Annotated in this window: 23 protein-coding genes; 12 read left to right on the top strand and 11 right to left on the bottom strand. The window is 64.9% G+C overall.

The genetic code is table 11. The features are described 5' to 3' along the window. Window positions 1-62 precede the first annotated feature (62 nt). The 4 genes from OPU69_RS09835 to pabB all read right to left on the bottom strand — a co-directional run bounded on the left by OPU69_RS09835 (window position 63) and on the right by pabB (window position 3,487). Window positions 63-536 carry a Fur family transcriptional regulator gene (locus OPU69_RS09835; RefSeq protein ID WP_066044110.1) on the bottom strand — a complete coding sequence of 158 codons (474 nt, stop codon included), beginning with the start codon at window positions 534-536 and terminating at the stop codon, window positions 63-65. 49 nt (window positions 537-585) lie between these two features. Next, window positions 586-1,281, bottom strand: a complete 696-nt coding sequence (gene msrA, locus OPU69_RS09840) for a peptide-methionine (S)-S-oxide reductase MsrA (protein WP_498510700.1) — start codon at window positions 1,279-1,281, stop codon at window positions 586-588. Beyond that, window positions 1,278-1,421, bottom strand: coding sequence for a hypothetical protein (locus OPU69_RS09845; RefSeq protein ID WP_167348181.1), 144 nt, complete (start codon window positions 1,419-1,421; stop codon window positions 1,278-1,280). Before OPU69_RS09845 ends, msrA begins: the two co-directional genes overlap by 4 nt. Window positions 1,422-1,654: 233 nt before the next feature. Then, window positions 1,655-3,487 (bottom strand): aminodeoxychorismate synthase component I, encoded by a 1,833-nt coding sequence (gene pabB / locus OPU69_RS09850; protein WP_498510702.1) that lies wholly within the window; start codon window positions 3,485-3,487, stop codon window positions 1,655-1,657. Between the two features lie 125 nt (window positions 3,488-3,612). Between pabB and OPU69_RS09855 the strand changes: the two genes are divergently transcribed. Both OPU69_RS09855 and OPU69_RS09860 read left to right on the top strand, forming a co-directional pair. Further along, window positions 3,613-5,586, top strand: coding sequence for a S9 family peptidase (locus OPU69_RS09855; protein WP_498510704.1), 1,974 nt, complete (start codon window positions 3,613-3,615; stop codon window positions 5,584-5,586). Window positions 5,587-5,610: 24 nt separating this feature from the next. After that, a complete protein-coding gene (locus OPU69_RS09860) occupies window positions 5,611-6,993 on the top strand; it encodes an L-serine ammonia-lyase (RefSeq protein WP_498510706.1) in 1,383 nt (460 codons plus the stop codon). Here the strand turns inward: OPU69_RS09860 and OPU69_RS09865 are convergent. Further along, window positions 6,974-9,103 (bottom strand): ComEC/Rec2 family competence protein, encoded by a 2,130-nt coding sequence (locus tag OPU69_RS09865; protein WP_498510708.1) that lies wholly within the window; start codon window positions 9,101-9,103, stop codon window positions 6,974-6,976. The two genes, OPU69_RS09860 and OPU69_RS09865, sit on opposite strands and share 20 nt — an antisense overlap. Before the next feature lie 97 nt (window positions 9,104-9,200). Between OPU69_RS09865 and gltX the strand changes: the two genes are divergently transcribed. Both gltX and OPU69_RS09875 read left to right on the top strand, forming a co-directional pair. Continuing rightward, window positions 9,201-10,661 carry a glutamate--tRNA ligase gene (gene gltX, locus OPU69_RS09870; protein ID WP_498510710.1) on the top strand — a complete coding sequence of 487 codons (1,461 nt, stop codon included), beginning with the start codon at window positions 9,201-9,203 and terminating at the stop codon, window positions 10,659-10,661. 42 nt (window positions 10,662-10,703) lie between these two features. Further along, window positions 10,704-11,987, top strand: a complete 1,284-nt coding sequence (locus OPU69_RS09875) for a citrate synthase (protein ID WP_498510712.1) — start codon at window positions 10,704-10,706, stop codon at window positions 11,985-11,987. A 295-nt stretch (window positions 11,988-12,282) separates the two neighbouring features. Here the strand turns inward: OPU69_RS09875 and dnaN are convergent, their stop codons facing one another. After that, window positions 12,283-13,401, bottom strand: coding sequence for a DNA polymerase III subunit beta (gene dnaN, locus OPU69_RS09880; RefSeq protein ID WP_498510714.1), 1,119 nt, complete (start codon window positions 13,399-13,401; stop codon window positions 12,283-12,285). A 188-nt stretch (window positions 13,402-13,589) separates the two neighbouring features. On the opposite strand from dnaN, the gene OPU69_RS09885 reads away from it, so the two are divergent. Beyond that, complete coding sequence (locus OPU69_RS09885; RefSeq protein ID WP_498510716.1) at window positions 13,590-14,246, top strand: histidine phosphatase family protein; 657 nt, start codon at window positions 13,590-13,592, stop codon at window positions 14,244-14,246. Continuing rightward, a complete protein-coding gene (locus OPU69_RS09890; protein WP_498510718.1) occupies window positions 14,243-14,734 on the top strand; it encodes a hypothetical protein in 492 nt (163 codons plus the stop codon). Before OPU69_RS09885 ends, OPU69_RS09890 begins: the two co-directional genes overlap by 4 nt. Here the strand turns inward: OPU69_RS09890 and OPU69_RS09895 are convergent. Beyond that, window positions 14,731-15,141, bottom strand: a complete 411-nt coding sequence (locus OPU69_RS09895) for a low affinity iron permease family protein (protein ID WP_060977098.1) — start codon at window positions 15,139-15,141, stop codon at window positions 14,731-14,733. The two genes, OPU69_RS09890 and OPU69_RS09895, sit on opposite strands and share 4 nt — an antisense overlap. 81 nt (window positions 15,142-15,222) lie before the next feature. Here OPU69_RS09895 and rlmN point away from each other — a divergent pair, with 81 nt between their 5' ends. Further along, window positions 15,223-16,476, top strand: coding sequence for a dual-specificity RNA methyltransferase RlmN (rlmN, locus tag OPU69_RS09900; RefSeq protein ID WP_498510720.1), 1,254 nt, complete (start codon window positions 15,223-15,225; stop codon window positions 16,474-16,476). 182 nt (window positions 16,477-16,658) lie between these two features. Here rlmN and OPU69_RS09905 read toward each other — a convergent pair whose 3' ends face one another. The 3 genes from OPU69_RS09905 to OPU69_RS09915 form a co-directional block, all read right to left on the bottom strand. After that, window positions 16,659-18,431, bottom strand: a complete 1,773-nt coding sequence (locus OPU69_RS09905; RefSeq protein WP_060978472.1) for a cation:proton antiporter domain-containing protein — start codon at window positions 18,429-18,431, stop codon at window positions 16,659-16,661. Window positions 18,432-18,492: 61 nt separating this feature from the next. Further along, entirely contained in the window at window positions 18,493-20,127 is a 1,635-nt protein-coding gene (locus OPU69_RS09910) for a GNAT family N-acetyltransferase (RefSeq protein WP_498510723.1), read from the bottom strand. Between the two features lie 7 nt (window positions 20,128-20,134). Continuing rightward, the gene (locus OPU69_RS09915) at window positions 20,135-21,355 is read right to left on the bottom strand and encodes an NADP-dependent isocitrate dehydrogenase (protein WP_060978470.1); all 1,221 of its coding nucleotides are present in this window, start codon (window positions 21,353-21,355) and stop codon (window positions 20,135-20,137) included. A 211-nt stretch (window positions 21,356-21,566) separates the two neighbouring features. Between OPU69_RS09915 and OPU69_RS09920 the strand changes: the two genes are divergently transcribed. Next, window positions 21,567-22,301, top strand: coding sequence for a phosphatidylserine decarboxylase (locus OPU69_RS09920; RefSeq protein ID WP_060978469.1), 735 nt, complete (start codon window positions 21,567-21,569; stop codon window positions 22,299-22,301). A 49-nt stretch (window positions 22,302-22,350) separates the two neighbouring features. After that, window positions 22,351-23,172 carry a CDP-alcohol phosphatidyltransferase family protein gene (locus OPU69_RS09925; protein ID WP_082730772.1) on the top strand — a complete coding sequence of 274 codons (822 nt, stop codon included), beginning with the start codon at window positions 22,351-22,353 and terminating at the stop codon, window positions 23,170-23,172. Here the strand turns inward: OPU69_RS09925 and OPU69_RS09930 are convergent. Then, on the bottom strand, window positions 23,141-23,416 hold the full coding sequence (locus OPU69_RS09930) for a hypothetical protein (RefSeq protein ID WP_060978468.1): 276 nt from the start codon (window positions 23,414-23,416) through the stop codon (window positions 23,141-23,143). The genes OPU69_RS09925 and OPU69_RS09930 overlap by 32 nt on opposite strands. Window positions 23,417-23,762: 346 nt before the next feature. Here OPU69_RS09930 and rpsB point away from each other — a divergent pair, with 346 nt between their 5' ends. From rpsB to pyrH, 3 genes are all read left to right on the top strand, one after another. Beyond that, window positions 23,763-24,545: a 30S ribosomal protein S2 gene (gene rpsB, locus OPU69_RS09935; protein WP_060978467.1), complete on the top strand. Its 783-nt coding sequence runs from the start codon at window positions 23,763-23,765 to the stop codon at window positions 24,543-24,545. A 136-nt stretch (window positions 24,546-24,681) separates the two neighbouring features. After that, complete coding sequence (gene tsf, locus OPU69_RS09940; protein WP_060978466.1) at window positions 24,682-25,605, top strand: translation elongation factor Ts; 924 nt, start codon at window positions 24,682-24,684, stop codon at window positions 25,603-25,605. Between the two features lie 191 nt (window positions 25,606-25,796). After that, window positions 25,797-26,519 (top strand): UMP kinase, encoded by a 723-nt coding sequence (gene pyrH / locus OPU69_RS09945; protein ID WP_023836941.1) that lies wholly within the window; start codon window positions 25,797-25,799, stop codon window positions 26,517-26,519.

Raw genomic sequence — 26,519 nt, forward strand, 5'->3', positions numbered from 1 at the left:
GATCGACCCGGATGACGGCCTTGAGTGTAAGTTTTTTTGGACAGTTCCGCAAATGCGGAATTTCAGTCACAGGCCGCGCAGCGTCCGCGCACCTCTATGACCGGGCGTATATCGACATAGCCAGCCGCTTCTGCCGTCTTGCGTACGCTGCGCGACAGTCCATCATCATCAATATGCGTCGCGTTTCCGCAGGAATCGCACACCAGGAATATGCAATCGTGCACGCATCCCGGGTGTGAGTTGGCGATATACGCATTGATGCTCTCCACCCGGCGCGCCAGATTGGTGCGCACGAACAGGTCGAGAATGCGATAGACGGAGTTGGGCGCCACCCGCTTGCCGCGCTTGCGGCTGACGGAATCGGCAATGTCATAGGCCGATGCCGGCTTTTCGATCTCGGCCAGGGCGGCAAAGATCGACTCGCGCATCTCGGTCCACTGCTCGCCCGCTGCTTCCAGCGAGCGCCGTGCGGCGACGGCGAGGTCTTCGCCCTCGTGCTCGTGATGCTTGTGGCCATGGTCTGTGACGGTCGACATGGCGCTTATCTACGCATCCCGCCCGCAGGTTGCAATGGCCCGACCGGGCTCAGCCGCGCACGGGCTTGGCAATATAGAGCGCCGGGAAGGTCCGCTTGAGATTGCTCACCTTCACCGCATCCCAGCGGACGATATAAGGGTGGGCCGGATTCTTGAACATGAAGTCCTGGTGATAGTTTTCAGCCGGATAGAAGGCCTTGTACGGCTCGACCGCCGTGACGATCTTGCGCTTCCACGCCCCTGACTTGTCGAGCTCTGCAATATAGGCGCGCGCCACCTGCGCCTGCGACTTGCCTACCGGCACTACGGCGGTGCGATACTGGGTGCCGCTATCGGGTCCCTGGCGGTTAAGCGTGGTCGGATCGGCGACCACCGAAAAGAAGACCTGCAGCAGCTGGCCATAGCTGACCTGCGATGGATCATAGACCACGCGCACCGCCTCGGCATGGCGCGTGCTGCCGCTCGACACCTCGTCATAGGTCGCATTGGCCTTGCCGTCGCCATGATAACCGGACACGGCGCTCTTCACGCCCTTGATATGGCTGAACACGCCCTCGACACCCCAGAAGCAGCCGCCAGCAAAAATCGCGACCGCCTGCTTGCCCGATTCGGCTGCCTTGAGCTTGGGCGCCGGGATGATCTTCGCCTCTTCCGCTGCCAGGGCAGCGGGCTCCAGCACGGTCAGGGCCGCGCCGAACAGGCCGATGCCGGCCAGGATGGGGAGAAGACGCGAAGGCAGGTTCATTTCAGGATCGAACTCTCGATAGCGGGCCGCGCGTTTTCGGCACGGCCGTCTTCGGGCAGCAGCACGAACATCGCGATCGCGCCGATGGCAAAACCGCCCAGGAAATTGCGGAACAGATCCGACTTGAAGATAGTAGTCATGGTTCGTCTCTTGTCATGTGTCCGCAGGCCCGGTTCGGGGGAATGGCCTGCCGGGTTACATCGGAAGGACCATCTGGTGCCCCCGACGGGCGAATCAAGCAGCACCGCGGATAGTTCTGCTTGGGGTGCCCGCAATGTGCCTGAATCGGCTGTACGCGCTGTGAACCACGACACAGGCGATGGTTCAGCTTTTCGGCGAACGTCGGATGGAGGTCGATCAGGCGACCCAGCGGTCAATCGATCAGCCGCGCCCGCATCAGCCCGCGCAGCGAATTGCCCAGCCAGAAGCCGTTTGTCAGGTCGCCGGGCACCAGCCGCGCCTCCACCGCCCTGCCCTGCTCGATCAGCTCGCGCCGCAGCACGCCGGGGAGCAAGCCCTGATCCAGCGCGGGGGTGAGCAGCCGACCGTCGCGCTCGACAAACAGGCTGGTAAAGCTCCCCTCGGTCAGCGCGCCGCCGGCATCGGTGAACAGCACCTCGTCCGCGCCCTGCTGCGCTGCAGCCTCGCGACGGGGAGCGTCATAGCAATCCCGGTCGGTCGTCTTGTGCGCCAGCCGCAGATCGTCGGCAGCCAGCGCCATCGGCCGCAACGCTACCTTGAGCGGCTCGCCCAGCGGTGCGGGCATCGGGCGCATCTCGATTGCGGTATCGCCCGTCGCGGCGAGCAGCAGCCGGATGCGCGTGGGCATCTCCAGAAAGAAGCAGGCATGGTTGAGCGCGTTGCGCACGGCGTGCCGATCGAACGAAAAGCCCAGCGCCGCCGCGCTCGCCTTCATCCGTTCCAGATGCAGTTCCAGCCGGACGATGCCGCTTGCAGGATCAAAGCCCATGGTCTCGATGAGATCGAACCGCCCCGCCCTTGCCTGCAATCCTGTCGCCGCCTTCAAGAACGCCCCCTTGACCAGACATTCGCGCCACTCGTCTGCCGCGCCGGAATCCGCGACCACACCCGATCCCAGCCCCAGGCTGACCTTTTGCGTATCTTGCGCCAGATGCAAGGTGCGAATTGCAACATTGAACGCGGCGTCGCCCGGCTGGCCGCCTCGGTGCGGGTCGATCCGCCCGATCGATCCGCAATAGATGCCGCGCGGCCCGGCCTCGATTGCGCGCAGCAATTCCATCGCGCGGATCTTGGGCGCCCCGGTGATCGAGCCGCACGGATAGATCGCGCGGAGAATGTCGATCACGTCGCGGTCCGGCGCGAGCGCCGCGCGGACGGTCGAGGTCATCTGGTGCACGCTGGGATAGCTTTCGATGCGGAACAGGTCGGTGACGCGCACGCTGCCGGGCACCGCGACGCGCGCCAGATCGTTGCGCAGCAGATCGACGATCATCAGGTTTTCCGCCCGGTCCTTTTCCGAGCTGCGCAGCTGCTCCGCCGCCAGGGCATCGCGTGCCGGATCTGCCTCGCGCGGGCGCGTGCCCTTCATCGGGCGCGCGGTCATCTCGCCTTGGCGCAGCGAGAAGAACATTTCGGGCGAGAGGCTCAATTGCCAGTCGGCACCATCGAACACCACGCCGCCATAGCCCGCCGCCGATCCCGCGCGCAAAGCCCGATACAGCGCCAGCGGATGGCCCGAGACCGCAGCATGGTTCTGGAAGGTGAGATTGGCCTGGTATATGTCGCCGCGTGCGATCGCCTCGTGCACCAGCGCAAAGCGCGCCGCATAGTCGTGCTCGGCCATTGCGGGGCGCGCCGGGGTGAGAGAGGCTTGCGCGTCCCCGCTCTGCAGGGTGAGCCAGTCCGGCACGGCCTCGGGCGGCATGACGTCATATCCTTCGAACAATCCGAACCACGCGAGCCGCATCGGCCCCAGCGCCTCGAGCAGCGGCCGCAGCCGGGGTTCGAGGGCATAGCCGGCCTCGTAGGCAAGATAGCCCGCCGCATGCAGCCCTTGCCGCCCCGCGCTGCGCAACTCGTCGAGCAACTGGTCCAGCTCCCCGGCGGTGTGCGCCGACAGGCAGCGCACCGGATCGCGGTACAGCCGCGCCGGGCTGGCCCCCTGGACACGGGCATCATCGAGCAGAACGAAGGGCTGGGAAAGAGGGGCGGGCCTGGGGTCCATGGCCCGCGCTTCTAGGGCCTGGCTGCATCACTGCCTAGAGGGGTGTTTGGCAGACCATCTGGCTGTGCGGTTGCCAAGGGCGCGCGCGCCGCATAGACGGGCAGCAAGACATGAAGGGACGCAGGATGCATCGGCGCAGTTGGACATGGGCGCTGGCCGCGCTGGCGGTCGGTCTGGCTGTCCCTGTGGCCGCCGAGGACGCCGCCCCGGCCGATCCCATAGTGCCGCCCCCGGCTGCGATGGTCGCCGATGGCGTTCCGCCGATCGGGCAATCGCTGGTCGCCGATACCCGTCCCTATCTCGAATACCGCACCGCCGGTTTTGTCGGCTGGCACCCCGTCGACCGGTCGATGCTGATCACCACGCGCTTCGCCAATGTCGCGCAGTTGCACCGCGTCGCAGCCCCCGGATCGGCGCGGCGGCAGGTCACCTTCGAGGAAGAGCCGATCTTCAGCGGCAGCTGGTCACCCGATGGCGAGGTGCTGCTGCTCGAGAAGGACGCCGGGGGGAACGAGGTCTCGCAGATCTATGCGCTCGAATCGGGCCGGCTGACTTTGCTTACCGACGGTAAGAGCCGCCACGCGCTGGGACCGTTTTCCGACGACGGCAAGCTTGTCGCCTATGGCAGCAACATGCGCACCGGGGTGTATAACGACATCTACATCATGGATCCGCGTACGCCCGGGTCGGCGCGGATGGCGCTTTCAACGGACAGCGGCGGCTGGGCGGCGATCGATTTCGCGCCCAACGGCCGCGACCTGCTGGTGTTCAACTATATCTCGGTGACTGACAGCCAGTTGCACATCATCAATGTCGAGACCGGCGCGATCCGGCAGGTGACGCGCGATGCCACCCCGGTCGCCTATGGCAATCTGCAATTCGCTCCCGATGGCCGTCTGTGGGTCTCGAGCGACAAGGACTCGGACGTCCAGCGGCTCGGGCTGCTCGACACCGAGACCGGGCTGTTCACCCCGATGATCGACGGCGGGCGTTGGGACATCAGCAGTTTCGATATATCGAAGGATGGCAAGACCATCGCCTATGTCGTTAATGAAGCAGGCTTTTCCAGGCTTTATCTTTACGACATCGCCAGTGGGGCCAAGCGCCAGGTGACGGGGCTCCCCCCGGGCGAGATCGGATCGGGAATGAAGTTTGCACCCTGGGGCGATCTCGGTTTCACCGTCTATTCCAACCAGTCGCCGGGTGATGCCTATAGCCTCGACCCAGCGACGCTCAAGGTCACCCGCTGGACCGAGAGCGAGACCGGCGGCCTCGACCCGGCGACCAACGTCCTGCCCGAGCTGGTCGAGATCAAGAGCTTCGACGGCGAGCCGATTTCCGGTCTGCTTTACCGGCCTGATCCGAAACGGCACCCAGGCAAGCGGCCGCTGATCATGTCGATCCATGGCGGTCCCGAGGGTCAGGCAACCGCGGGTTTTCTCGGCCGGATCAACTATCTCATCAACGAGCTCGGCATCGCGCTCTTCTATCCCAATGTCCGGGGCTCGACCGGGTTCGGCAAGCGCTTCGTGGCGCTCGACAACGGCCCGTTCCGGCGCGAGAATTCGGTCAAGGACATCGGCGCCTTTCTCGACCGGTTGGGCAAATATCCGACGCTCGATGCCAAGCGCTTCGGCGTCACCGGCGGCAGCTATGGTGGCTATATGTGCTATGCCAGCGCGATCCGCTATGGCCGGCGCTTCAATGCCGCCAGCTGCATCGTCGCCATCTCCAATTTCGTCACTTTCCTTGAAAATACAGAGGAATACAGGCGAGACCTCAGACGGATCGAATATGGCGACGAGCGCATTCCGGAGCTGCGCGCCAAGCTGGAGGAGATCAGCCCGCTGACCCGGGTCGATCAGCTCAAGATCCCGCTGATGGTGGTGACCGGCGCCAACGATCCGCGGGTTCCGGCAAGCGAGGCCGATCAGATCATCGATGCGGTACGCTCGCATGGCGGGACAGCCTGGCACCTGCTCGCGCGTAACGAAGGGCATGGCTTCCGCCGCAAGGAAAATGCCGATTACCTCTTCTGGGCCACGCTCGCCTTCTGGCAGCAGCACCTGCTCGGCGCACAGCCGGGCGCTGCCGACTGAACCTTTCTCGCACAAGGATATCCCATGGTCGCCTCCGTCTTCGATCTGTTCAAGATCGGCATCGGCCCTTCGAGTTCGCACACCATGGGGCCGATGGTCGCGGCCGGGCGCTTCGTTGCGCGGCTGGAGGATGCAGGGCTGCTGGACAGGGTCGCGCGGGTGGAGACGCGGCTCTACGGATCGCTGGCGCTTACTGGCAAGGGTCATGCCAGCGACCGCGCGATCCTGCTCGGACTGGCTGGCGAGGAGCCGGTGAGCTGTGATCCCGATGCCGCAGACCGGCTGATCGAAACGATCCGGGCGGATGGCGAGATCCTGCTCGCGCGGCACCACCGCATCGCCTTCGACGAAGCGACAGACCTGATCTTCCTGCAACGCGAGCGTCTGGAATATCACAGCAATGCCATGACCTTCACCGCTTTTGCTGAGGATGGTTCTGAACTTGACCGGCGGGCCTATTATTCTGTCGGCGGTGGCGCGGTGATCGACGAAGGCGAGACCGGCGGCAATGCGCCCGGTGGTGGCGGGCTTTGGGACGTGCCGCATGTCTTCCGCTCGGGCGCGGACCTGCTTGCTATTGCAGCGGAGACGGGGCTCTCGATCGCCGAGATCATGCGCGCCAACGAGCTGGCCGCGCGCAGCCCGGAGGCGCTGTCGGCTGGTCTGGCCGAAATCGCGTCGGCCATGTCGGCCTGTATCGACCGCGGCATCCGCACCGGCGGCATTCTGCCCGGCGGGCTCAAGGTCAGGCGCCGCGCGCCGCTCGTCATGGCGCATCTGATGGAGCGGCAGGAGCGGATGCTGTCCGATCCGCTGACCGTGATCGACTGGGTCAACCTCTGGGCGCTGGCGGTGAACGAGGAAAATGCGGCAGGCGGCAAGGTCGTGACCGCCCCCACCAACGGCGCAGCGGGGATCATTCCGTCGGTGCTGCGTTTCTACGACCGTTTCGCGCCCGGCGCGGATCAGGCTGGTATCGAGCGGTTCCTGCTCACCGCAGCCGCGATCGGATCGCTATTCAAGGAGAACGCCTCGATCTCGGGTGCCGAAGTGGGCTGCCAGGGCGAGGTCGGTGTCGCCTGCTCGATGGCGGCGGCCGGGCTGGTCGCGGCCTGGGGCGGGTCGGCGATGCAGGTCGAGAACGCGGCGGAAATCGGCATGGAGCACAATCTGGGGCTCACCTGCGATCCGGTCGCCGGCCTCGTCCAGGTGCCGTGCATCGAGCGCAACGCGGTCGGTGCGGTCAAGGCGATCGAGGCAGCGCGGCTGGCGATGATGGGCGATGGCACGCACCGGGTCAGCCTGGACGAGGTGATCGAGACGATGCGCCGCACCGGGCTCGACATGAACGAGCGCTACAAGGAAACCTCGCAGGGCGGGCTCGCGGTCAACGTGGTCGAGTGCTGAGCCGCTCGGCGCGTGCCTTCTCGCGCGCAACCTCGCGCAGCGCCATCGCGCGGTCCCACCAGGGATGGCCTGAATGGGTTTCAGCAACGGTGCGGACCCGGCGCCCACCGAGATAGATGGCAAGCCCCCCGGTCCGATCGAGCAACGCCCGGTCCGCCTTGAACCAGCGCGGACGGCAGCTCTTCGGCAGCCAGCGGCCCGCGATCACGATATCGGCCCTGCGGCATGCAGCGGCGAGGTCGCGTTCGGGAATGCGCTCGCGGCTTCGACCAATGAGCACCTTTTGGTCGCGTAGCACCAGGCTGCAGAAATCGGCATTGCAGCGTGCGCCGGGCCAGTCCTCCATCGCGATCGGCTCGCCCTGAAAGGCGGCGCTTTCGCTCAGGCTCTGCAGCGCATAGTCGCCGGTCCTGCGGCGCAGCAGCACCAGCCCGCCGCCGGGCGCGTTGACCGCAACATGCTGCCCGTCGCCCGTCACCAGCAGATCGGGCGCAGGCTGGAGCGCGGCGAGCAAGGAGGCGGTCGCCACCGGCACCAGCCCCAGCCAGCGCCAGCGCGTTCGCCACAGGAACAGCCACAGCCCGCCAAGCACGAACAGCGCGAAGACGTGCCCACCGGTTCGCGGAAACAGCGCTACCGCGCCCGGTGCACTTGCGACAGAATGCGCCAGATCGATCAGTGCCTGGATCGCAATGCCGCACAGCCACCAGAAGGGCGCGCCGAGACCGACAGTATCGAGCAGCAGCGCCAGCGCCTCGACCGGCATGATGACGAAGGTGGTGAGCGGGATCGCCACCATGTTGGCGAGCGCGCCGTAGAGCCCCGCCTTGCCGAAATGGTGCAGCGCGATCGGCATCAGCGTGAACTCGATCAGCAGCCCGGTGAGGAAGGTCATCGCCAGGAAGCGCGCCGCTCGCCCGGCCCAGCCTAGGTCCGCCGCTGCCCAGTGCCGCATCGCGGGATGATCGTGCAGCGCGACGATCGCGGTGACGGCAGCGAAGCTCAGCTGGAAGCTCGGCCCCATCAGCGATTCGGGCCAGACCAGCAGCACCAGGAATGCTCCTGCCGCGATCAGCCGGGGCGAGACCGGATCGCGCCCGAGCGCCAGCGCGAGCAGCACCAGCAAGGCCGCCGCGCACGATCGGATCGTCGGCACCTCGGCCCCGGTGAGCAAAGTATAGCCGATACCGGCCAGCGCCCCTGCCCCGGCTGCGACGAGCGGCAGCCGCCAGGCGCGCGCGAGCGACGGGAACAAGGCGAGCAGCCGCAGCGTCAGCAGCCACACCGCGCCGATCAGCGCGGTGACGTGCAGCCCGCTGATCGAGAGCAGGTGCGCCAGGCCGCTCGACCGCATCGCCTCGGCATCTTCCTCGCTGATCGCGCCGCGATCGCCCGTCGCCAGGGTCGCGGCAATGCCGCCTGCCCCTCCGGGCACCGAGGCCTGGATATGGGCCGAGAGCCGCGCACGCAGCGAATCGAGCGCCCCGGCCGTTTCACCGCGCTTGAGCAGCTGCGGCTTGTCGAGCATGCTGCCGGTCGCGCCGAGCCCGTCGAACCAGGCGCGCTGGGCAAAGCTGTAACCGCCGGGCAGCGCCGCCTGCGCGGGCGGCATCAGCCGCGCCCGGCCTGAAATGATCGCGCCGGGCCGCAGCGTTGGGTCATCGTGTTTGAGCTCGAGATTGACTCGAACCTGCTCTGGCAGGCCCAGCGCAGGAACGGGCCGGATGATCAGGCGCACCATATCGCGCGCGGGGATCGTTTCGCGCGCCTCGATCCGGCCGGTCAGCGTACCGAACCAGGGTGCGGGCAGCGGGTCGGCGGCGACGCGCTCGGCGCGCCAGGCCATGGTCGCGCAACCTGCCGCGAGCATCAGCAGGCCCACGAACAGGCAGCGCGCGGCCAGTTCCATCGCGCGAAAGGACCGGCACCAGGCGAGCGGCGCCAGCGCGCCTGCCAGGCTGAGCGCGATGACCGCCACCGGCCATTCGCCGCCGGGCAGCGCAAACCAGGCGGCAATCCCCGCGCCGAACGCGACGACGATCCATACCGGCAGCTGATCGCGCTCTGCCAGCAGCCATTGCCCTATGGCCGCGACGGAAGGCGGGGCCATTGAAAACCGGCGCAGACTGGCCATTTGTCGCTGCCAGAAAGCCGTGCTAGAGGCGTTCGAAATTGCCATCATCGGCGAGTTTGAAAGGAAAGCGTAAGTGAGTGCAAGCGGCGAAAAATCGGACCTTCCGGCGGGTGCGTCCGGCGGTCAGGTCGTAACCCGGTTCGCCCCTTCCCCCACCGGATTCCTGCATATCGGCGGCGCGCGCACCGCGATGTTCAACTGGCTGTTCGCCCGCCACCATAGCGGCAAGGCGCTGCTGCGGATCGAGGATACCGACAAGGCGCGTTCCACGCCTGAAGCGATCGACGCGATCTTTGCCGGTCTCGACTGGCTGGGCCTCGATTGGGACGACACACCGGTCTTCCAGAGCGAGCGCGCGGCACGGCATGCCGAGGTTGCGCACCAGCTGCTCGATGCGGGCAAGGCGTACAAGTGCTTCGCCACTGCGGAGGAGCTGGAAGCGATGCGCGCCGAGCAGCGCGAGAAGAAGCTGCCGATGCGCTATGACGGCCGCTGGCGCGATCGCGATCCCAGTGAAGCACCGGCGGGCGCCCCCTACGTCGTGCGGCTAAAAGCACCGCAATCGGGCAAGATGACGATTGCCGATCAGGTCCAGGGTAACGTCACCGTCGATACGCGCGAACTCGACGATTATGTCCTGCTGCGCTCCGATGGCACCCCCACCTATATGCTCGCGGTGGTCGTGGACGATCACGATATGGGCGTAACCCACATCATCCGCGGCGACGACCATCTCAACAACGCCTTCCGCCAGCTCGCGCTGATCCAGGCGATGGGATGGCCCGAGCCCGTGTACGCGCATATCCCGCTGATCCACGGCAATGATGGCGCGAAGCTCTCGAAGCGTCATGGCGCATTGGGCGTCGAGGCCTATCGCGACGATATGGGCGTCGTCTCCGATGCCATGTTCAACTATCTGCTTCGTCTGGGCTGGGGCTATGGCGACCGCGAGAAGATCTCGCGCGCCGAGGCGGTCGAGCTGTTCTCGCTCGCTAATGTCGGAAAGTCGCCCTCGCGCTTCGATGCCAAGAAACTGATCAACCTCAACGGACAGTATCTGCGCGAGATGGACGATACCGCGCTTGCTGCACTGGTCGCACCGCGCGTGGCGGCATTGATGCCCGAATTCGATCCGGCCGGCGGCATCGATCTGCTGGGCCGCGCCATGCCGGTGATGAAGCCGCGCGCGCGCGACCTCAACGAACTCGCCGAAGGAGCGCAGTTTCTCTTCAAGAATCGCCCGTTAAGCATGGACGAGAAAGCAAAATCCCTGCTAGACGAGGCAGGGGTCGCGGTCTTGCAGACAGTATTACCGGTTCTGGCCGAAGCACCGTCATGGACGGCTGCCGCGCTGGAGGAAAAGCTTACCCAATTTGCCGAGGCACAGGGGCACGGCCTTGGCACTTATGCCCAGCCGCTGCGCGCCGCCCTGACCGGACAGGCGCGCTCACCGGGTATATTCGACGTGCTCGAACTGCTGGGTCGCGAGGAATCGCTCGCCCGGATCAACGATATCACGCACGTGGCTGCCTGACGGCCCCACGCGCACCGTCACTACGTTTGGAGGAGAAGAACCGTGTCAGACAGCGCATCATTGAAGATCGGCGACAAGGAAAGCGGCTATCCGATCCGCTCCGGCACGATCGGTCCGGACGTCATCGACATCCGCAAGCTCTATGCCGAAACCGGCTGCTTCACCTATGATCCGGGCTTCACCTCGACCGCCAGCTGCGATTCCGCGCTGACCTATATCGATGGCGACGAGGGCGTGCTGCTGCACCGCGGCTATCCGATCGGCGAACTGGCCGAGGATTCGAGCTTCATGGAAGTCTCGTACCTGCTGCTTAACGGCGAACTGCCGAGCAAGGACGAGCTCGACAGCTTCACCTACACGATCTCCCGCCACACGATGCTGCACGAGCAACTGATGCAATTCTATCGCGGTTTCCGCCGCGATGCGCACCCGATGGCGATCATGTGCGGCGTCGTCGGCGCGCTCTCGGCCTTCTATCACGACTCGACCGACATTGCCGATCCCGATCACCGCCGCATCTCGAGCCACCGGCTGATCGCCAAGATGCCGACGATCGCGGCCGCAGCGTACAAATATTCGGTCGGCCAGCCCCTCGTCTATCCCGACAACTCGCTGTCCTATACCGGCAATTTCCTCAAGATGACCTTCGGCGTTCCTGCCGAGCCCTATGAGGTCAACCCGGTGGTCGAGCGCGCGCTCGATCGCATCTTCATCCTGCATGCCGACCACGAGCAGAACGCCTCGACCTCGACCGTGCGTCTGGCAGGCTCCTCGGGCGCCAATCCGTTCGCGTGCATCGCGGCGGGCATCGCCTGTCTGTGGGGTCCGGCGCATGGCGGCGCCAACGAGGCCGCGCTCAACATGCTGCGCGAGATCGGCACGCCCGACAAGATCCCGCACTATATCGAGCGCGCCAAGGACAAGAACGATCCGTTCCGCCTGATGGGCTTCGGCCACCGCGTCTACAAGAACTACGATCCGCGCGCGACCGTCATGCAGAAGACCGTGCGCGAAGTGTTCGACGCGCTCAAGGTCAGCGATCCGGTGTTCGAGGTCGCGCTGCAGCTCGAGGAAATGGCGCTCAACGACCCCTATTTCATCGAGAAGAAGCTGTTCCCGAACGTTGACTTCTATTCGGGCGTGATCCTCTCGGCGATCGGCTTCCCGACCACCATGTTCACCGCTCTGTTCGCTCTGGCGCGCACCGTCGGCTGGGTGGCGCAGTGGAACGAGATGATCTCCGACCCCGGCCAGAAGATCGGCCGCCCGCGTCAGCTGTACACCGGCCCGACTCAGCGCCCCTATGTGAAGATCGGCGACCGCTGATTTTTCACGGCGGACATCGCCAGACAGACGAAGCGCCCTCCCCTTACCGGGAGGGCGTTTTGCTTTGGGGCTGCGTCCTAATGGCAGGCCGTAGTGCAACGTCCCTCGACTTCGCTCGGGAACGCGGGAGGTGGTCAGGGGTTCTCTGGATCCTAACCGTGCCACAGGAGCTGGCCAACATCCTGGCACCCCCTTCCGTTTGTCCCGAGCGAAGTCGAGGGACGTGGGCGCAGAAGCGGGATTCCCGCTTTCGCGGGAATGACGAGGCTGGCTTAATGAAAGCGGAACGCGCGCGTCAGACGCGCATCGGCATCAGCACGTAGAGCGCGGTGGCCTTGTCGTTCTCGCGGATCAGCGTCGGGGCGCTGCTGTCGGCCAGGTGAAGCTCGACCACATCGCCATCGATCTCGCTCAGGATGTCGAGCAGATAACGCGCGTTGAAGCCGATCTCGAAGCCGTCGCTGCCATACTGGCCCTCGACCTCTTCGGCCGCGGTGCCGTTTTCCGGGCTGGTGACCGAAAGCGTGATCTTGTCCTTTTCCAGCGCCATCTTGACCGCGCGGGTCTTTTCGGTGGCGATGGTGGCGACGCGGTCGACGCCCTGTTCGAACGCGCGCGGGTCGATCTTGAGCAGCTTGTCGTTCGCGGTCGGGATGACGCGGCTATAATCGGGGAACGTCCCGTCGATCAGCTTCGAGGTGAGGATCGCGCTGCCCAGGGTGAAACGGATCTTGCTCGCCGACAGGTCGACCTGCACGCGCGAATCGCCCCGCTCGTCGAGCAGCTTGCGCAGTTCGGCGATGCATTTGCGCGGCACGATCACGTCGGGCATGCCTTCTGCGCCATCGGGCCGGTCTAGCGTCACGCGCGCGAGGCGGTGGCCATCGGTCGCGGCGGCCTTGAGCACCGGGCGATCGTCATCGGCGACGTGCAGGAAGATACCGTTGAGATAATAGCGCGTCTCTTCGGTCGAGATCGCGAAACGCGTCTTGTCGATGATCTGCACCAGCTCCGCCGCAGCCAGCTCGAAGCTGGTCGGCAGGTCGCCCTCGGCAATCACCGGGAAGTCGTCGCGCGGCAGCGTCGGCAGCGTGAAGCGGCTGCGGCCTGCGCGCACCAGCATCTTGCCGTCGGCGGCATCGAGCATCACCTGGCTGCCATCGGGCAGCTTGCGCGCGATCTCGAACAGCGTGTGCGCCGATACCGTGATCGATCCGGGGGTCTCGACCGAATAGGCGCTCATCGTCTCGACGATCTGCAGGTCGAGATCGGTCGCCATGAAGCGCAGCGCGCCATCGCTCGACGCCTCGATCAGCACGTTCGACAGGATGGGGATCGTGTTGCGCCGTTCCACCACCGACTGAACATGGCTGAGGCTCTTGAGGAGCGTCGCGCGTTCGATTGTCGCTTTCATGAAAATCCCCCGAGGCACTGCGGCCTCATCAGCAAATGACATATCCGCCATGCAGGCAGATTCCGGACCCACTTCATTAACAAGATTGGCTTTAGGGGCAAGCCGATAGCCGGGGAAACGCGCCAAAACTGTGGAAAATGACGGGATAGACTTGCCTATTGGCCCCCCTTTGCCGAAACGGGTCCGATATGACGCAAAATTCCCGCTTCACCTGCCCGCCGGTGCCCGGACGCCTGTTCATCGCGCGCCATGGCGAGACCGTGTTCAACGCCGCCAAAAGACTGCAGGGTGACCATCTGCACACCCCGCTGACACGCGCGGGCTTTGCCCAGGCGGATGCGATGGGCGCGGCGCTGGCGGGCGTGCTGGGCCAGCGACCTGATCTGAAGCTCTGGGCATCGGATACCGGCCGCGCGCTCCAGACGCTGGCGGTGATCACTGAGCATCTCGGGCTCGACTGGCACGATGCCGCGCGCGACATCCGCCTTGCCGAGATCGGCATGGGTTGCTGGGGCGGGCGCTATTATGCCGAGGTGGTCGAAAAGGTCGGCCCGATCGTCAGCGCCGACATGCTGCTCACGCCCGCCCCCGATGGCGAGACTTATCCCGAGATTGCCGAGCGCGTCATCGGGTGGCTGGCCGATCATGCCGACGAACCGGGCGACCGGCTGGTTATCATGCACGGCATTTCCAGCCGGGTGCTGCGCGGCGTGCTGCTGGGCCTGCCGGTGCACGCGCAATTCGGGGCACCGATCGCGCCCGGCTTGCCGCAGGGATCGGTGGTGATGATCGAGAACGGCCAGGAGCATGTCGTCGTGACCGGCACCGGCGGAGGCCATGCGTGAAGCGTTACGTCGCCGCGCTTCTGCTGCTGGCGGCACTGGCCCCGGCGGCCGAGGCGCGCGACAGCCTGGGCGTATTCGAGGCGTGGGGCGCCTTCCGCGACCCGCGAGTACCCCGCTGTTATGCCATAGCGCAACCCGATGAGGTACGCGGGACCCGGCAATACCGCCCGTTCGCCAGCATCGGCTATTGGCCCAAGCGCGGCGTGCGCGGCCAGTTCCACCTGCGTTTGAGCCGTGCGATGGCTAGGGGGCAAGCCGTCACGCTGACGATCGGCATCCGCCGCTTTCGCCTGACCGGTGGCGGCGGCGATGCCTGGGCGCGCGACAAGACGATGGATGCCAGCATTATCGCCGCGATGCGCTCGGCGCGCGAAATGACCGCGAGCAGCCAGGATGCACGCGGCAACACCATCCGCGACCTGTATCTGCTGAAGGGCGCCGCGACCGCGATGGACGCCGCTGCCCTGGGCTGTGCACGACGCAGCTAGATACGCTCGAGCAGCCGCTCGACACTGGCATGGGCCGCCTTGTGATGGTCGCCCCTGGCACGCCCCTCCTCTTCCAGCGCGGCGCGGAGCGCGTCGATCTGCACGTCGGTGAGATGCTCGATGCCGATAAAGGCATTGCGCGCGTCCTGCTGCGCGCGGATCAATTCGTCGAGCTTGGCCTGCATCGCCGCCGCATCGCGGTTCTGGCTGTTCTGGATCACGAACACCATCAGGAAGGTGATGATCGTGGTGCCAGTGTTGATCACCAGCTGCCACGTATCCGAATAGTCGAATACCGGCCCGGTTACCCCCCAGATCACGATGATCAAAGTGGCCGCGAAAAAGGCAAAGGGCCTGCCCACCAGCCAGGCGACACGGGTGGCAATCACGGTGAAGAAACGATCCATGGGGGCTCCTGAAGACGTCGGACGGTGGTTCGCCAGCGGCACAGCTAGCAATTCCGCCCGAATTTGACTATGTGCGCCGCCATGAACGCCGAAACGCCTATCTCCATGCCCATCCCGGGCCATATCGACCCCGTGCCCGTGCCGCGCGCGATCACCCCGCGCGCCGATGGCCGCAGCGACCTGATGGGCCTGGCGCGCGAGGATATCGGCGCGCTTCTCGAGGCTGCCGGGCTCGACCGCAAGCAGGCTAAGCTGCGCTCGAAACAGCTGTTCCACTGGATCTACCATCGCGGCGTCACCGATTTCGAAAGCATGACCGACATCGCCAAGCCGATGCGTCCATGGCTCGCCGAGCGCTTCGTCATCGGTCGTCCCGAAATCGTCGAGGCGCAGGTTTCGAGCGACGGCACGCGCAAATGGCTGCTGCGCACCGATGACGGCCAGGATTACGAGATGGTCTTCATCCCCGATGCGGACCGCGGCACCCTGTGCATCTCGAGCCAGGTGGGCTGCACGCTCAACTGCCGCTTCTGCCATACCGGCACGATGCGGCTGGTGCGCAACCTGACGCCGGGCGAGATCGTCGGCCAAGTGATGCTCGCGCGCGATGCGCTAGGCGAATGGCCCAAGGGCGCGATGGACCGGCTCGACGAGGACGAGGACGCTGCCGCCTATACCGCCGATGGCCGGCTGCTCACCAATATCGTGCTGATGGGCATGGGCGAGCCGCTGTACAATTTCGATCATGTCCGCGATGCGATGAAGGTCGTCATGCACGGCGACGGCTTGGCGCTCTCCAAGCGGCGCATCACGCTGTCGACCAGCGGCGTCGTGCCGATGATGGCGCGCTGCGGCGAGGAGATCGGCGTGAACCTCGCGGTCTCGCTGCATGCGGTGACCAAGGAGGTGCGCGACGAGATCGTGCCCTTGAACCGCAAATACGGGCTCGAACAGCTGCTCCAGGCCTGCGCGGACTATCCCGGCGCGAGCAATGCGCGCCGCATCACCTTCGAATATGTGATGCTCAAGGACAAGAACGACAGCGACGAAGACGCGCGCGAGCTCGTCCGGCTGCTCAAGGCTTATGGCCTGCCCGCCAAGGTGAACCTGATCCCGTTCAACCCCTGGCCCGGCGCGGCGTACGAATGCTCCGATCCCGAGCGGATCAAGCGCTTTTCGGACATCGTGTTCGAAGGCGGCATCAGCGCGCCGGTGCGCACCCCGCGCGGCCGCGATATCATGGCCGCGTGCGGGCAGCTGAAATCGGCGTCCGAAAAGAAGAGCCGCGCCGAGCTCGACCGGCTGGCCGAAGAGAAGCAGGCGGCTTTGGGTTAGCTCTCCTTAAATCCTCCCCGAGCTTGTCTCGGGGAGGGGGACCGCCGACTGCAAGTCGGTGGTGGAGGGGAAGCGAGATGGCACATCTGCTCATCTGAAGCACGACCCCGCTGCCCCTCCACCACCCGCTGCGCGGGCGGTCCCCCTCCCCCAGCAAGCTGTGGGAGGATTTTGGGGAAGGCCTACCCCGCCGGCGCCTCACCCGATTTGAGCAGCGGCTGTTTCGACAGCTCGCCCTCCTGCATGATCTTGCGGCGCAGCTCGTCGCGCTTTTCGTGGATCGAGGCGATCACCGGGCCCATGGCGATACCGAGGTCCACCAGCAGCGCCTCGGAGAGTTGCAGCGAACTTTCCAGCGCCTCGGGCACCGCGAGCGTCGCCCCGGCGCGATAAAGCTCGGCAGCGTGATTGGCATCGCGCGCACGGGCGATGATCGTGAGGTCGGGCACCCAGCCAGCGACGCGGCGGACGATGCGCACCGCGAGCACCGGATCGTCCATCGTCAGGATCAGCGCCTTGGCATGGCCCAGCCGCAACCGGTCGAGCAATTCGGGCCGCGCGACATCGCCGAACAGGATCGGCACGCCCTTGCGCCGCGCGGCGGCGACGACATCCACATTGGATTCGATCGCGACATAGGGCTGGTTGTGCTTGGCGAGCATGTCCGAGACGATCTCGCCCACCCGGCCATAGCCGAACAGAACGACGCGCCCGGCGCCCGCCGATTCCTCGTCGGGCGCAGCGCTTTCGCTCGCGCGCATGTCGATGCGCGTAGCGATGACATGGCCGAGCTTGGCGAGCAGCGGCGTGATCGTCAGGCCGATCGCGGTGACGATCTGCCAGAATTGCGCGGTGCTCGACTGGATGAGCTGTGCCTGCACCGCGGCCGCGAGCACGATCAGCGTGGTCTCGGCGGGGCTCGCCATCAGCACGCCGGTCTCCGCCGCGACGCCACGCCGCGCGCCGACCAGCCGCAACAGCCCGCCGGTCACCACCGCCTTGATCAGGCAAACGCCGACCACCGCGATCGCCAGCGATTGCCAGTTGGCCGCGACCACCCGCAGATCAACCGACATGCCGACGGTGATCAGGAACACCCCAAGCGCCAGCCCCTTGAACGGCGCGGTGATGATCTCGACCTCGTCGCCATATTCGGTTTCCGCGATCATCACGCCCGCGATCAGCGCGCCGACGATCGGCGAGAGGCCCGCTGCCGCCGTCGCGACCGAGGCGGTAATGACGACGAGCAGGCACGCGGCGAGGAACAGCTCAGGGCTCTTGGTGCGCGCCGCCTGCGCGAACAGATAGGGCAGCAGATAGCGCCCCGCTAGCAGCATGATGACGATGGTCAGCCCGCCGAGCCACAGCGTCTGCACCAGCCCGTCCAGCCCCGCCGCCTCGGCGCGCGGCGCAAGCGCGCCGAGCGCGAAGATGATCGGCACAAGCGCCAGATCCTCGAAGATCAGCATGGCGAGCGCCGAACGCCCGACCGGCCCGGTCGTGCCGACCATCGGCAGCACCAGCGCAGTCGAGGACAAAGCGAGCGCCATGCCAAGGCCGAGCGCGCCTGCAAGCGGCTGACCGATCAGGTTGAGCGCAAAGCCGATCACCAGCCCCGAGGCGAGAAGCTGTGCCGAACCCAGCCCGAACACCTGCACCCGCATCGCCCAGAGGCGCTTGAACGACAGCTCGAGCCCGATGGTGAACAGCAGCATGACGATGCCGAATTCGGCAAACGGATCGATCGCCTCGCGGTCGGTAATGGTGATGTGGTAAAGCCACGGGAACTGGTCGACGATCGAGCCGAGGCCCGATGGCCCCACCAGCATGCCGACCAGGATGAAACCGATGACAGGGTTGATCCGGAGCCGCGCAAAGGCCGGAATGACGATGCCGGCCGCCCCCAGGATCACCAGGGCATCGCTGAAGACCGGATTCTCAAAGGGCGTGTGCATGGATCAATTCATGGCGGATAAAGGACAGCATGTCAGCCATAAATCATTGTGATGCGAGCGATCAGCCGCCCCCACCGCCCTGCGGCCCTGCGGGGGCTGCCTGACGCGCGCGTTCGCGCTTCGCAGCGGCATTGCCGCGCCCAACGGCGCGGTCCCACTCGATATGGTAGAGGTCGTAGCGGCGATCACCCAGATTGCGCACCGTGCCTTCGTGTCTTGCCCAGCTGAGGTCGTCGAGATTGACGTCGCTGATCGTCAGTGTCTCGACATTCTCGCTCGCTTCCGCCGCGATACCATCGCGCGCAAACGGCAGGTCGCACGGCGTGAGGATGCAGCTCTGCGCATACTGGATGTCCATGTTCTCGACATCGGGCAGATTGCCGACATTGCCCGACATCACGACATAGCACTGGTTCTCGATCGCGCGCGCCTGGCAGCAATAGCGCACGCGCATATAGGCCTCGCGGCTGTCGGTGCAGAAAGGAACGAAGATGATCCGCGCGCCCTCATCCGCCAGACGCCGCGCCAGTTCGGGAAACTCGCTGTCATAGCAGATCAGCACGCCGATCGGTCCGCAATCGGTCTGGATCGCGTCGATGCTATCGCCGCCCTTGATCTTCCACCAGTACCGCTCGTTCGGTGTGGGGTGAATCTTTTCCTGCGCGTGGATCGATCCATCGCGCAAGGCGACGAGCGCGATATTCTGGATATCGCCGTCGTCGGCGCGGGTCGGGTGCGATCCACCGATGATGTTGATATTATACTCCATCGCCATGCGCGTGAGCTCGTCGCGGATGCGCGGGGTGAACTCGCTCAGCGCCTCGATCGCTTCCTGCGGCCCCATCTTCTTCTTGGCGAAGGAGAGCAGCGACATGGTGAACATCTCGGGAAACAGTACGAAGTCCGCCCGGTAATCCGCTGCCACATCGACAAAATATTCGACGTTGCGGACGAATTCCTCGAAATTCGCCACTGCCCGCGCCTGAAACTGCACGGTCGCGAGGCGCACGCTTTCAACCCCGCGCGGGACGCGGTGCTTGGGCGGCTCGTCCGCGTTCACATAAGGGTTGCGCCACACCATATGCGCCGCATGACCGCGCGACTGGCGGTCCTCGGGCAGATAGCGCTTCAATATGCCGACGGGGGTAAAGCCGTTTGCGATCTGGAAACCGATGACCGGATCGCGCAGCTTGCCGTCGATCACCTTGGCGAGATAATCCTCGGGACTCTCGGCCTGCTTGGTGCGCTTGGCCCGGTCGTAGCCCGGGATGCGCCCGGCAAAGACGATGCCGTTGAGTTCGAGTTGCTCGGCCAGCGCCCGGCGCGCCTCATAAAGCCGTTTGCCGATACGTACCCCGCGCTGGGCAGGGTCGACGCACATTTCATAGCCGTACAGCCATTCGCCGGTGGGCACATGGCGGGTGCCGAAGCCGTTGCCGCTGATCTCTTCCCAATCGTGCGGACCAAAGGCCATCGCCTCGGTCACGCGCGACGAGGCGCAATAGCCGACAATCTCGCCGTCAAGAATGGCAACGAACTGGCCCTCAGGGAAATTGTTGATCTGGCCGCGCAGCTCGCCGAACTTGTACGGCGGCAGGCTGGGATAGGCCCGCTCGACCAGAGCCGATATTCCGGGAATATCGCCCCTGCGTGCCTGCCTGACTTCCAGCCGTGCCTTGCTGCTGCGCTGCGCCATCAACCCCTCATGCCCAGCTGCCCATTTCCTTTTCCAGATTGACCCGGATCGCCTCGAAGAACTGCTCGGTGGTCATCCAGGCCTGGTCGGGGCCGATCAGGATGGCGAGGTCCTTGGTCATCGATCCCTGCTCAACGGTTTCAATACAGACGCGTTCCAGCGTCTCGGCAAAGCGCACCACTTCCGGCGTCTCGTCGAAGCGGCCGCGATAGATGAGGCCGCGGGTCCAGGCGAAGATCGACGCGATCGGGTTGGTCGAGGTCGCCTTGCCCTGTTCGTGCATGCGATAGTGCCGCGTGACGGTACCGTGCGCGGCTTCGGCCTCGACGGTCTTGCCATCGGGGGTCATCAGCACCGAGGTCATGAGACCCAGCGAACCGAAGCCCTGCGCGACGGTGTCCGACTGCACGTCACCGTCATAGTTCTTGCACGCCCAGACGAACTTGCCCGACCATTTCAGCGCGGACGCGACCATGTCGTCGATCAGGCGGTGCTGATAGGTGATGCCGGCGGCCTCGAACTTGGTCTTGAATTCCTTCTCGTAAATCTCCTCGAAGATGTCCTTGAAGCGGCCGTCATAGGCCTTCATGATCGTGTTCTTGGTCGAGAGGTACGTCGGCCAGCCGCGATCGAGGCCATAGTTCATCGATGCGCGTGCGAAATCGGCGATCGAGTCATCGAGATTGTACATCGCCATAGCAACGCCCGACGAGGGGAACTGGAACACTTCCTCGTCGATCGTGGTTCCGTCCTCGCCCTCGAACACCAGACGCAGCTTGCCGGGACCGGGAACGCGGAAATCGGTGGCCTTGTACTGGTCGCCGAACGCATGACGGCCGACGACGATCGGGTCGGTCCAGCCGGGCACCAGCCGCGGAATGTTCGAGATCACGATCGGCTCGCGGAACACGACCCCGCCCAGAATGTTGCGGATGGTGCCGTTGGGCGACTTCCACATCTTCTTTAGGTTGAACTCCTCGACGCGTGCCTCGTCGGGCGTGATGGTGGCGCACTTGACGCCGACGCCATGCTCGCGGATCGCGTTCGAGGCGTCGACGGTGATCTTGTCGTTGGTTTCGTCGCGCTTCTGGATCGACAGATCGTAATATTTCAGGTCGATGTCCAGATAGGGCAGGATCAGGCGTTCGCGGATCCACTCCCAGATGATGCGGGTCATTTCATCGCCGTCGATTTCGACGACGGGCTTGGCCACCTTGATCTTTGCCATGCGGATTTTGCGCCTTCTTGCTAGGGAGGAATCAGGAAATCTGGGACGCTCTTAGCAAAGTCGGGCGAGGTTTCAACCTTGCGGATCAGCGCAATCGCCGCACTTTCAGTATTGCAAATCACTAGCAAGTTTATGCCGCAGCGCAGCATTCACCGCATTGCGGGGCCATTGGCCGTTGTCACACCCGGCCAGTGTCCCTAAGAGGGCGGGCATGTCGCAAGAATTACTGGATAACCGGGGCAAGGGCCTGGCGAGCTGGAGCCTGCCCCCGGTCCATCCCGAAGGTCGCAAATTCGCCGTTATCGCAGCAGGCATCACGCTTATCTTCGCGCTGATGGCCTGGGAAACGCTGGCCTGGCCGATGGGCGGGCTCACCTTGTGGATCCTTGCCTTTTTCCGCGATCCTGCCCGGGTCACGCCGCTCGACGAGCGCTTTGTCGTCGCGCCGGCCGATGGTCTGGTGACGCTGATCCAGGAGGTCGCGCCGCCGATCGAGCTGGCCGACCATGACGGCCTGGGGCCCGATCCGCTGTGGCGCGTATCGATTTTCATGAGCGTGTTCGATGTGCACATCAACCGCGCGCCGATCGGCGGTACCATCCGGCGCATCGTCTATATCTCGGGCAAGTTCCTCAATGCCGATCTCGACAAGGCGAGCGACGAGAACGAGCGCCAGCACATCATGGTCGAGCGGTCGGACGGTCTGCGCATCGGGTTCACCCAGATTGCAGGCCTGGTCGCCCGCCGTATCGTACCGTTCGTCAAGGAAGGCGATTTCGTCGCCGTCGGCCAGCGCGTCGGGCTGATCCGCTTCGGCAGCCGGGTCGATGTCTATCTGCCGCGCGGCACCGCGCCCAATGTTGTCAAGGGCCAGCGGATTGTCGCGGGTGAAACCGTGCTCGGCATTGTCGGTGACGCACCGGTGCGCGAAGGGATCGCGCATTGATGCAACACTCCGCTGCCCCGGCATCCGGTCCTTCAAGGAGCATGACGGCATGAGCGAGCGCGATCCGTTGGAGCGTCGCGGACGCCGTGGCCCGATCCGTTATCTGGCGGGACGCCGGTTTCGCCTGCGCGAAGGACTGACGCTGCGCGCGATGGTTCCCAACGCTATCACCGCCAGCGCCTTGTGCTGCGGGCTTACCGGCATCCGCTTCGCCTTGCAGGACCAATGGCCGCTGGCAGCGGGCGCGATCGTGCTGGCGGGCGTGCTCGACGGGATCGACGGACGCGTCGCGCGAATGCTCAAGGCGCAAAGCCGGTTCGGGGCCGAACTGGACTCGCTGGCGGATTCGATCGCGTTCGGTGTGTCGCCTGCCCTTGTCCTGTTTCTGTGGTCATTGAACGAGCTTCCGCGCTTCGGCTGGCTCATCGCGCTTACGCTAGCGGTATGCTGCGCGCTGCGGCTGGCGCGGTTCAACGCGCAGATCGATCTGGAGGATCAGCCGCACAAGTCCGCGGGCTATCTCACCGGCATTCCGGCCCCGGCCGGCGCCGGCCTCGCCATGCTGCCACTCTATTTGTGGATCGAGACCGGTGAGGACTTGTTCCGACACTATAGTGTCATCGGCCCATGGGTTCTGCTGATCGCATTTCTGATGATATCGAATGTCGCGACCTTCAGCTGGTCGTCGCTCAACGTGCGCAAGAACATTCGCCTCGAAGCGCTGGCGGTGTTTGCAATTACGGCAGCGTCGCTGCTCACCGTGCCGTTCATCACGTTGACGGCAATCTGCCTGATCTATCTGGCGCTGATCCCGTTCGGCATCGTATCCTACGCCAGGGTCAAGCGGCAGCGCGCCAATCCGGCTGGCTGACGCGGACGCTGCCGCGAACCGGCATCGCGATCACGTTGCGCGGGCTGTAATCGGGCGCGCGGTTCGGAACATAGGTCGCGACAGCACGCATCTGGCCCTGAGCAACCCGCCCCTGTCCTGCAGCGCGATAGGCGGCGAACAGCGCATCGAAGCGCTCTGCCGATCCTGCGAACGACTGGGCAATGACCAGCACGGCCCCGATTGCGGCGGCGGCGAAGAACAGGGCAATGGCTACAGCAAACATAACGCTACATCCTGACTTGCGTCCGCCGGATTGGAGCCCGGTGGAACATTGTGGATAACTCAGTGGACAGGCATTGGTTCCATATCGTGACGATCCGGAGCCATTGACCCTCTTTGTATGTGTTTTGTTCCACTTCTGTTTCGACCCGTCAACCGGAAAATTCGGTTCGTCGCACAATTTGAGGCTGGATTTCGTGCGCCAGTTCGCCTAAGGGGCCGCTCGCACGTGGCGCTGTGCCGCATGCAATCCACATGGAAGACACACATACCGGTGCCCCGGCCACCCTTTGAGGGTCAGGCCCACAAGGTTCCCGTCTTCCAGAGGCACAACCGGAAAGGAAATCCCTATGGCGGCACCTGTCGTCACCATGCAGCAATTGATCGAAGCCGGCGCGCATTTCGGCCACCAGACCCACCGCTGGAACCCGCGCATGAAGCCGTATATCTTCGGCGCACGCAATGGCATCCACATCCTCGACCTGTCGCAGACCGTGCCGCTGTTCGCACGCGCGCTCGAATTCGTCTCGGCCACCGTTCAGGCGGGCGGCAAGGTGCTGTTCGTCGGCACCAAGCGCCAGGCCCAGGCCCCGATCGCCGAAGCGGCCCGCGCCAGCGGCCAGCATTTCGTCAACCACCGCTGGCTGGGCGGTATGCTAACCAACTGGAAGACCATCTCGGGCTCGATCAAGCGCCTCAAGATGCTCGAAGAGCAGCTCGCTGGCGACACCTCGGGCTTTACCAAGAAGGAAGTGCTGCAGCTCACCCGCGAGCGCGACAAGCTGGAACTGTCGCTCGGCGGCATCCGCGACATGGGCGGTATTCCCGACGTGATGTTCGTGATCGACGCGAACAAGGAAGACCTGGCCATCAAGGAAGCCAATGTTCTCGGCATCCCGGTGATCGCGATCCTCGATTCGAACGTCGATCCGCAGGGCATCGCCTTCCCGGTTCCCGCCAATGACGACGCCGCGCGCGCCGTGCGCCTCTATTGCGACGCCGTCGCCGCTGCGGCCACCAAGGGCCGCACCGGTGCTGCCGTCGCGTCGGGCGCGGACGTCGGCGAAATGGCCGAACCGCCGGCAGAAGCCGCGCTGGAAGACGCCGCTGCAGATGCCGGCGACGCTGCCTAATCGGATTGGCTGATCGAGCCGGGCGGGGTCCAGCCCTGCCCTGCTTGCACAAAACTGACACATGCAGGGGCTACGGGCCGGGCATTGGCCCGCACCCGTGGCCCCTGCGTCCATATTCAAAACAAGGAACACGAACATGGCTGTTGTAACCGCTGCTACTGTCAAGGAACTGCGCGAGCGCACCGGCGCTGGCATGATGGACGCCAAGAAGGCGCTGACCGAAGCGAATGGCGATATCGAGGCCGCCGTCGACGCGCTGCGCGCCAAGGGCCTGGCCACCGCGCAGAAGAAGTCGAGCCGCACCGCCGCCGAAGGTCTGGTCGGCATCGAAGTTTCGGGTCTCAAGGGCGTCGCCGTCGAAGTGAACAGCGAGACCGACTTCGTCGCCAAGAACGACCAGTTCCAGGATTTCGTCCGCAAGGTGACCTCGGTCGCCCTGACCACCGGGGACGATGTCGAGGCGCTCAAGTCGGCTGAATATCCCGATGGCGGCAGCGTCGGCGACAAGCTGACCAGCTCGATCGCCACGATCGGCGAAAACCAGTCGATCCGCCGCATCAAGACCGTCTCGGTCGATCAGGGCGTTGTCGTGTCGTACATGCACAATGCCGTCGCGCCGAACCTTGGCAAGATCGGCGTGCTCGTCGCGCTCGAAGGCGATGTCGCTGCCGACGTGCTCGAGCCGCTGGGCAAGCAGATCGGCATGCACATTGCCGCCGCCTTCCCGCTGGCGCTGAACGCCGACGGCCTCGATGCCGAACTGATCGCACGCGAACGCAAGATCGCCGAGGAAAAGGCGGCGGAAAGCGGCAAGCCCGCCGAAGTGCAGGCCAAGATGGTCGATGGCGCGATCGCCAAGTTCGCCAAGGAAAACGCGCTGCTCAGCCAGCTGTTCGTGATCGACAACAAGACCCCGATCGCCGACGTGGTGGCCAAGGCTGCCAAGGACGCGGGCGGCAAGATCGTGCTCAAGGACTATGTCCGCTTCCAGCTCGGCGAAGGCATCGAAAAGGAAGAAACTGATTTCGCGGCGGAAGTCGCGGCGGCTGCAGGCCTCTAAGCCTTTAGCCTTTCAGCAAAAAGACGGCGGGTGGCCCCTGGGGCTGCCCGCTGTTTTTGCGTCCGCGACGCCCGATCGATCGCGTGACGTCAAACTGTGCAGGAACGTGCTTGGCAGTGCCGGATGCACTGACTATGGTGCGCGCCACTCGGCCAGAAGCGCCGCATTTCATTCCAGATACCGGAACATTCATGACCATCGCATCCTACCGCCGCATCCTCCTGAAGCTGTCGGGGGAAGCCCTGATGGGCGACGGCCAGTATGGCATCGATCCCGCCACCGTCGCACGCATGGCCGCAGAGGTGAAGGCGGCCAAGGATACCGGGCTCGAAATCTGCCTGGTCATCGGCGGCGGCAACATCTTCCGCGGCATGGCAGGCGCTGCCAAGGGCATGGACCGTGCGCAGGCCGATTATATGGGCATGCTCGCCACGGTGATGAACGCGCTCGCTATGCAGAGCGCGCTCGAGCAGATGGGCGTCCCCACCCGCGTGCAATCCGCGATCGAGATGGACAAGGTGTGTGAGCCGGTGATCCGCCGCCGCGCCCAGCGCCATCTCGAAAAGGGCCGCGTGGTCATCTTCGCCGCGGGCGTCGGCGCGCCCTATTTCACCACCGATTCCGGCGCGGCACTGCGCGCGGCCGAAATGAAATGCGATGCGCTACTGAAAGGAACCAGCGTCGACGGCGTGTACAATGCCGATCCCAAGCTTGATCCCACCGCCGTGCGTTACGAAACATTGAGTTATGACCGGGTGTTGCAGGACAATCTCAAGGTCATGGACGCCAGCGCCGTGGCGCTCTGCCGCGACAATTCCATTCCCATCGTGGTGTTCTCGATCCGCGAACAGGGCAATCTCGCCCGCGTTCTGAGCGGCGAAGGCACCGCGACAACCGTACATCAGAAGGACTGA

The organism is Blastomonas sp. 34TW (assembly GCF_059803595.1).

Excerpts from the sequence above, each read along its gene's own strand:
- OPU69_RS09930 (WP_060978468.1), bottom strand. The coding sequence starts at position 23,416 with ATGTTTGCTGTAGCCATTGCCCTGTTCTTCGCCGCCGCCGCAATCGGG.
- OPU69_RS09845 (WP_167348181.1), bottom strand. The coding sequence starts at position 1,421 with ATGACTACTATCTTCAAGTCGGATCTGTTCCGCAATTTCCTGGGCGGT.
- pabB (WP_498510702.1), bottom strand. The coding sequence starts at position 3,487 with ATGGACCCCAGGCCCGCCCCTCTTTCCCAGCCCTTCGTTCTGCTCGAT.
- OPU69_RS09860 (WP_498510706.1), top strand. The coding sequence starts at position 5,611 with ATGGTCGCCTCCGTCTTCGATCTGTTCAAGATCGGCATCGGCCCTTCG.
- OPU69_RS09885 (WP_498510716.1), top strand. The coding sequence starts at position 13,590 with ATGACGCAAAATTCCCGCTTCACCTGCCCGCCGGTGCCCGGACGCCTG.
- OPU69_RS09905 (WP_060978472.1), bottom strand. The coding sequence starts at position 18,431 with ATGCACACGCCCTTTGAGAATCCGGTCTTCAGCGATGCCCTGGTGATC.
- OPU69_RS09835 (WP_066044110.1), bottom strand. The coding sequence starts at position 536 with ATGTCGACCGTCACAGACCATGGCCACAAGCATCACGAGCACGAGGGC.
- OPU69_RS09865 (WP_498510708.1), bottom strand. The coding sequence starts at position 9,103 with ATGGCCCCGCCTTCCGTCGCGGCCATAGGGCAATGGCTGCTGGCAGAG.
- OPU69_RS09895 (WP_060977098.1), bottom strand. The coding sequence starts at position 15,141 with ATGGATCGTTTCTTCACCGTGATTGCCACCCGTGTCGCCTGGCTGGTG.
- OPU69_RS09910 (WP_498510723.1), bottom strand. The coding sequence starts at position 20,127 with ATGGCGCAGCGCAGCAGCAAGGCACGGCTGGAAGTCAGGCAGGCACGC.
- OPU69_RS09925 (WP_082730772.1), top strand. The coding sequence starts at position 22,351 with ATGAGCGAGCGCGATCCGTTGGAGCGTCGCGGACGCCGTGGCCCGATC.
- OPU69_RS09915 (WP_060978470.1), bottom strand. The coding sequence starts at position 21,355 with ATGGCAAAGATCAAGGTGGCCAAGCCCGTCGTCGAAATCGACGGCGAT.
- dnaN (WP_498510714.1), bottom strand. The coding sequence starts at position 13,401 with ATGAAAGCGACAATCGAACGCGCGACGCTCCTCAAGAGCCTCAGCCAT.
- rlmN (WP_498510720.1), top strand. The coding sequence starts at position 15,223 with ATGAACGCCGAAACGCCTATCTCCATGCCCATCCCGGGCCATATCGAC.
- msrA (WP_498510700.1), bottom strand. The coding sequence starts at position 1,281 with ATGAACCTGCCTTCGCGTCTTCTCCCCATCCTGGCCGGCATCGGCCTG.
- rpsB (WP_060978467.1), top strand. The coding sequence starts at position 23,763 with ATGGCGGCACCTGTCGTCACCATGCAGCAATTGATCGAAGCCGGCGCG.
- OPU69_RS09855 (WP_498510704.1), top strand. The coding sequence starts at position 3,613 with ATGCATCGGCGCAGTTGGACATGGGCGCTGGCCGCGCTGGCGGTCGGT.
- tsf (WP_060978466.1), top strand. The coding sequence starts at position 24,682 with ATGGCTGTTGTAACCGCTGCTACTGTCAAGGAACTGCGCGAGCGCACC.
- OPU69_RS09920 (WP_060978469.1), top strand. The coding sequence starts at position 21,567 with ATGTCGCAAGAATTACTGGATAACCGGGGCAAGGGCCTGGCGAGCTGG.
- pyrH (WP_023836941.1), top strand. The coding sequence starts at position 25,797 with ATGACCATCGCATCCTACCGCCGCATCCTCCTGAAGCTGTCGGGGGAA.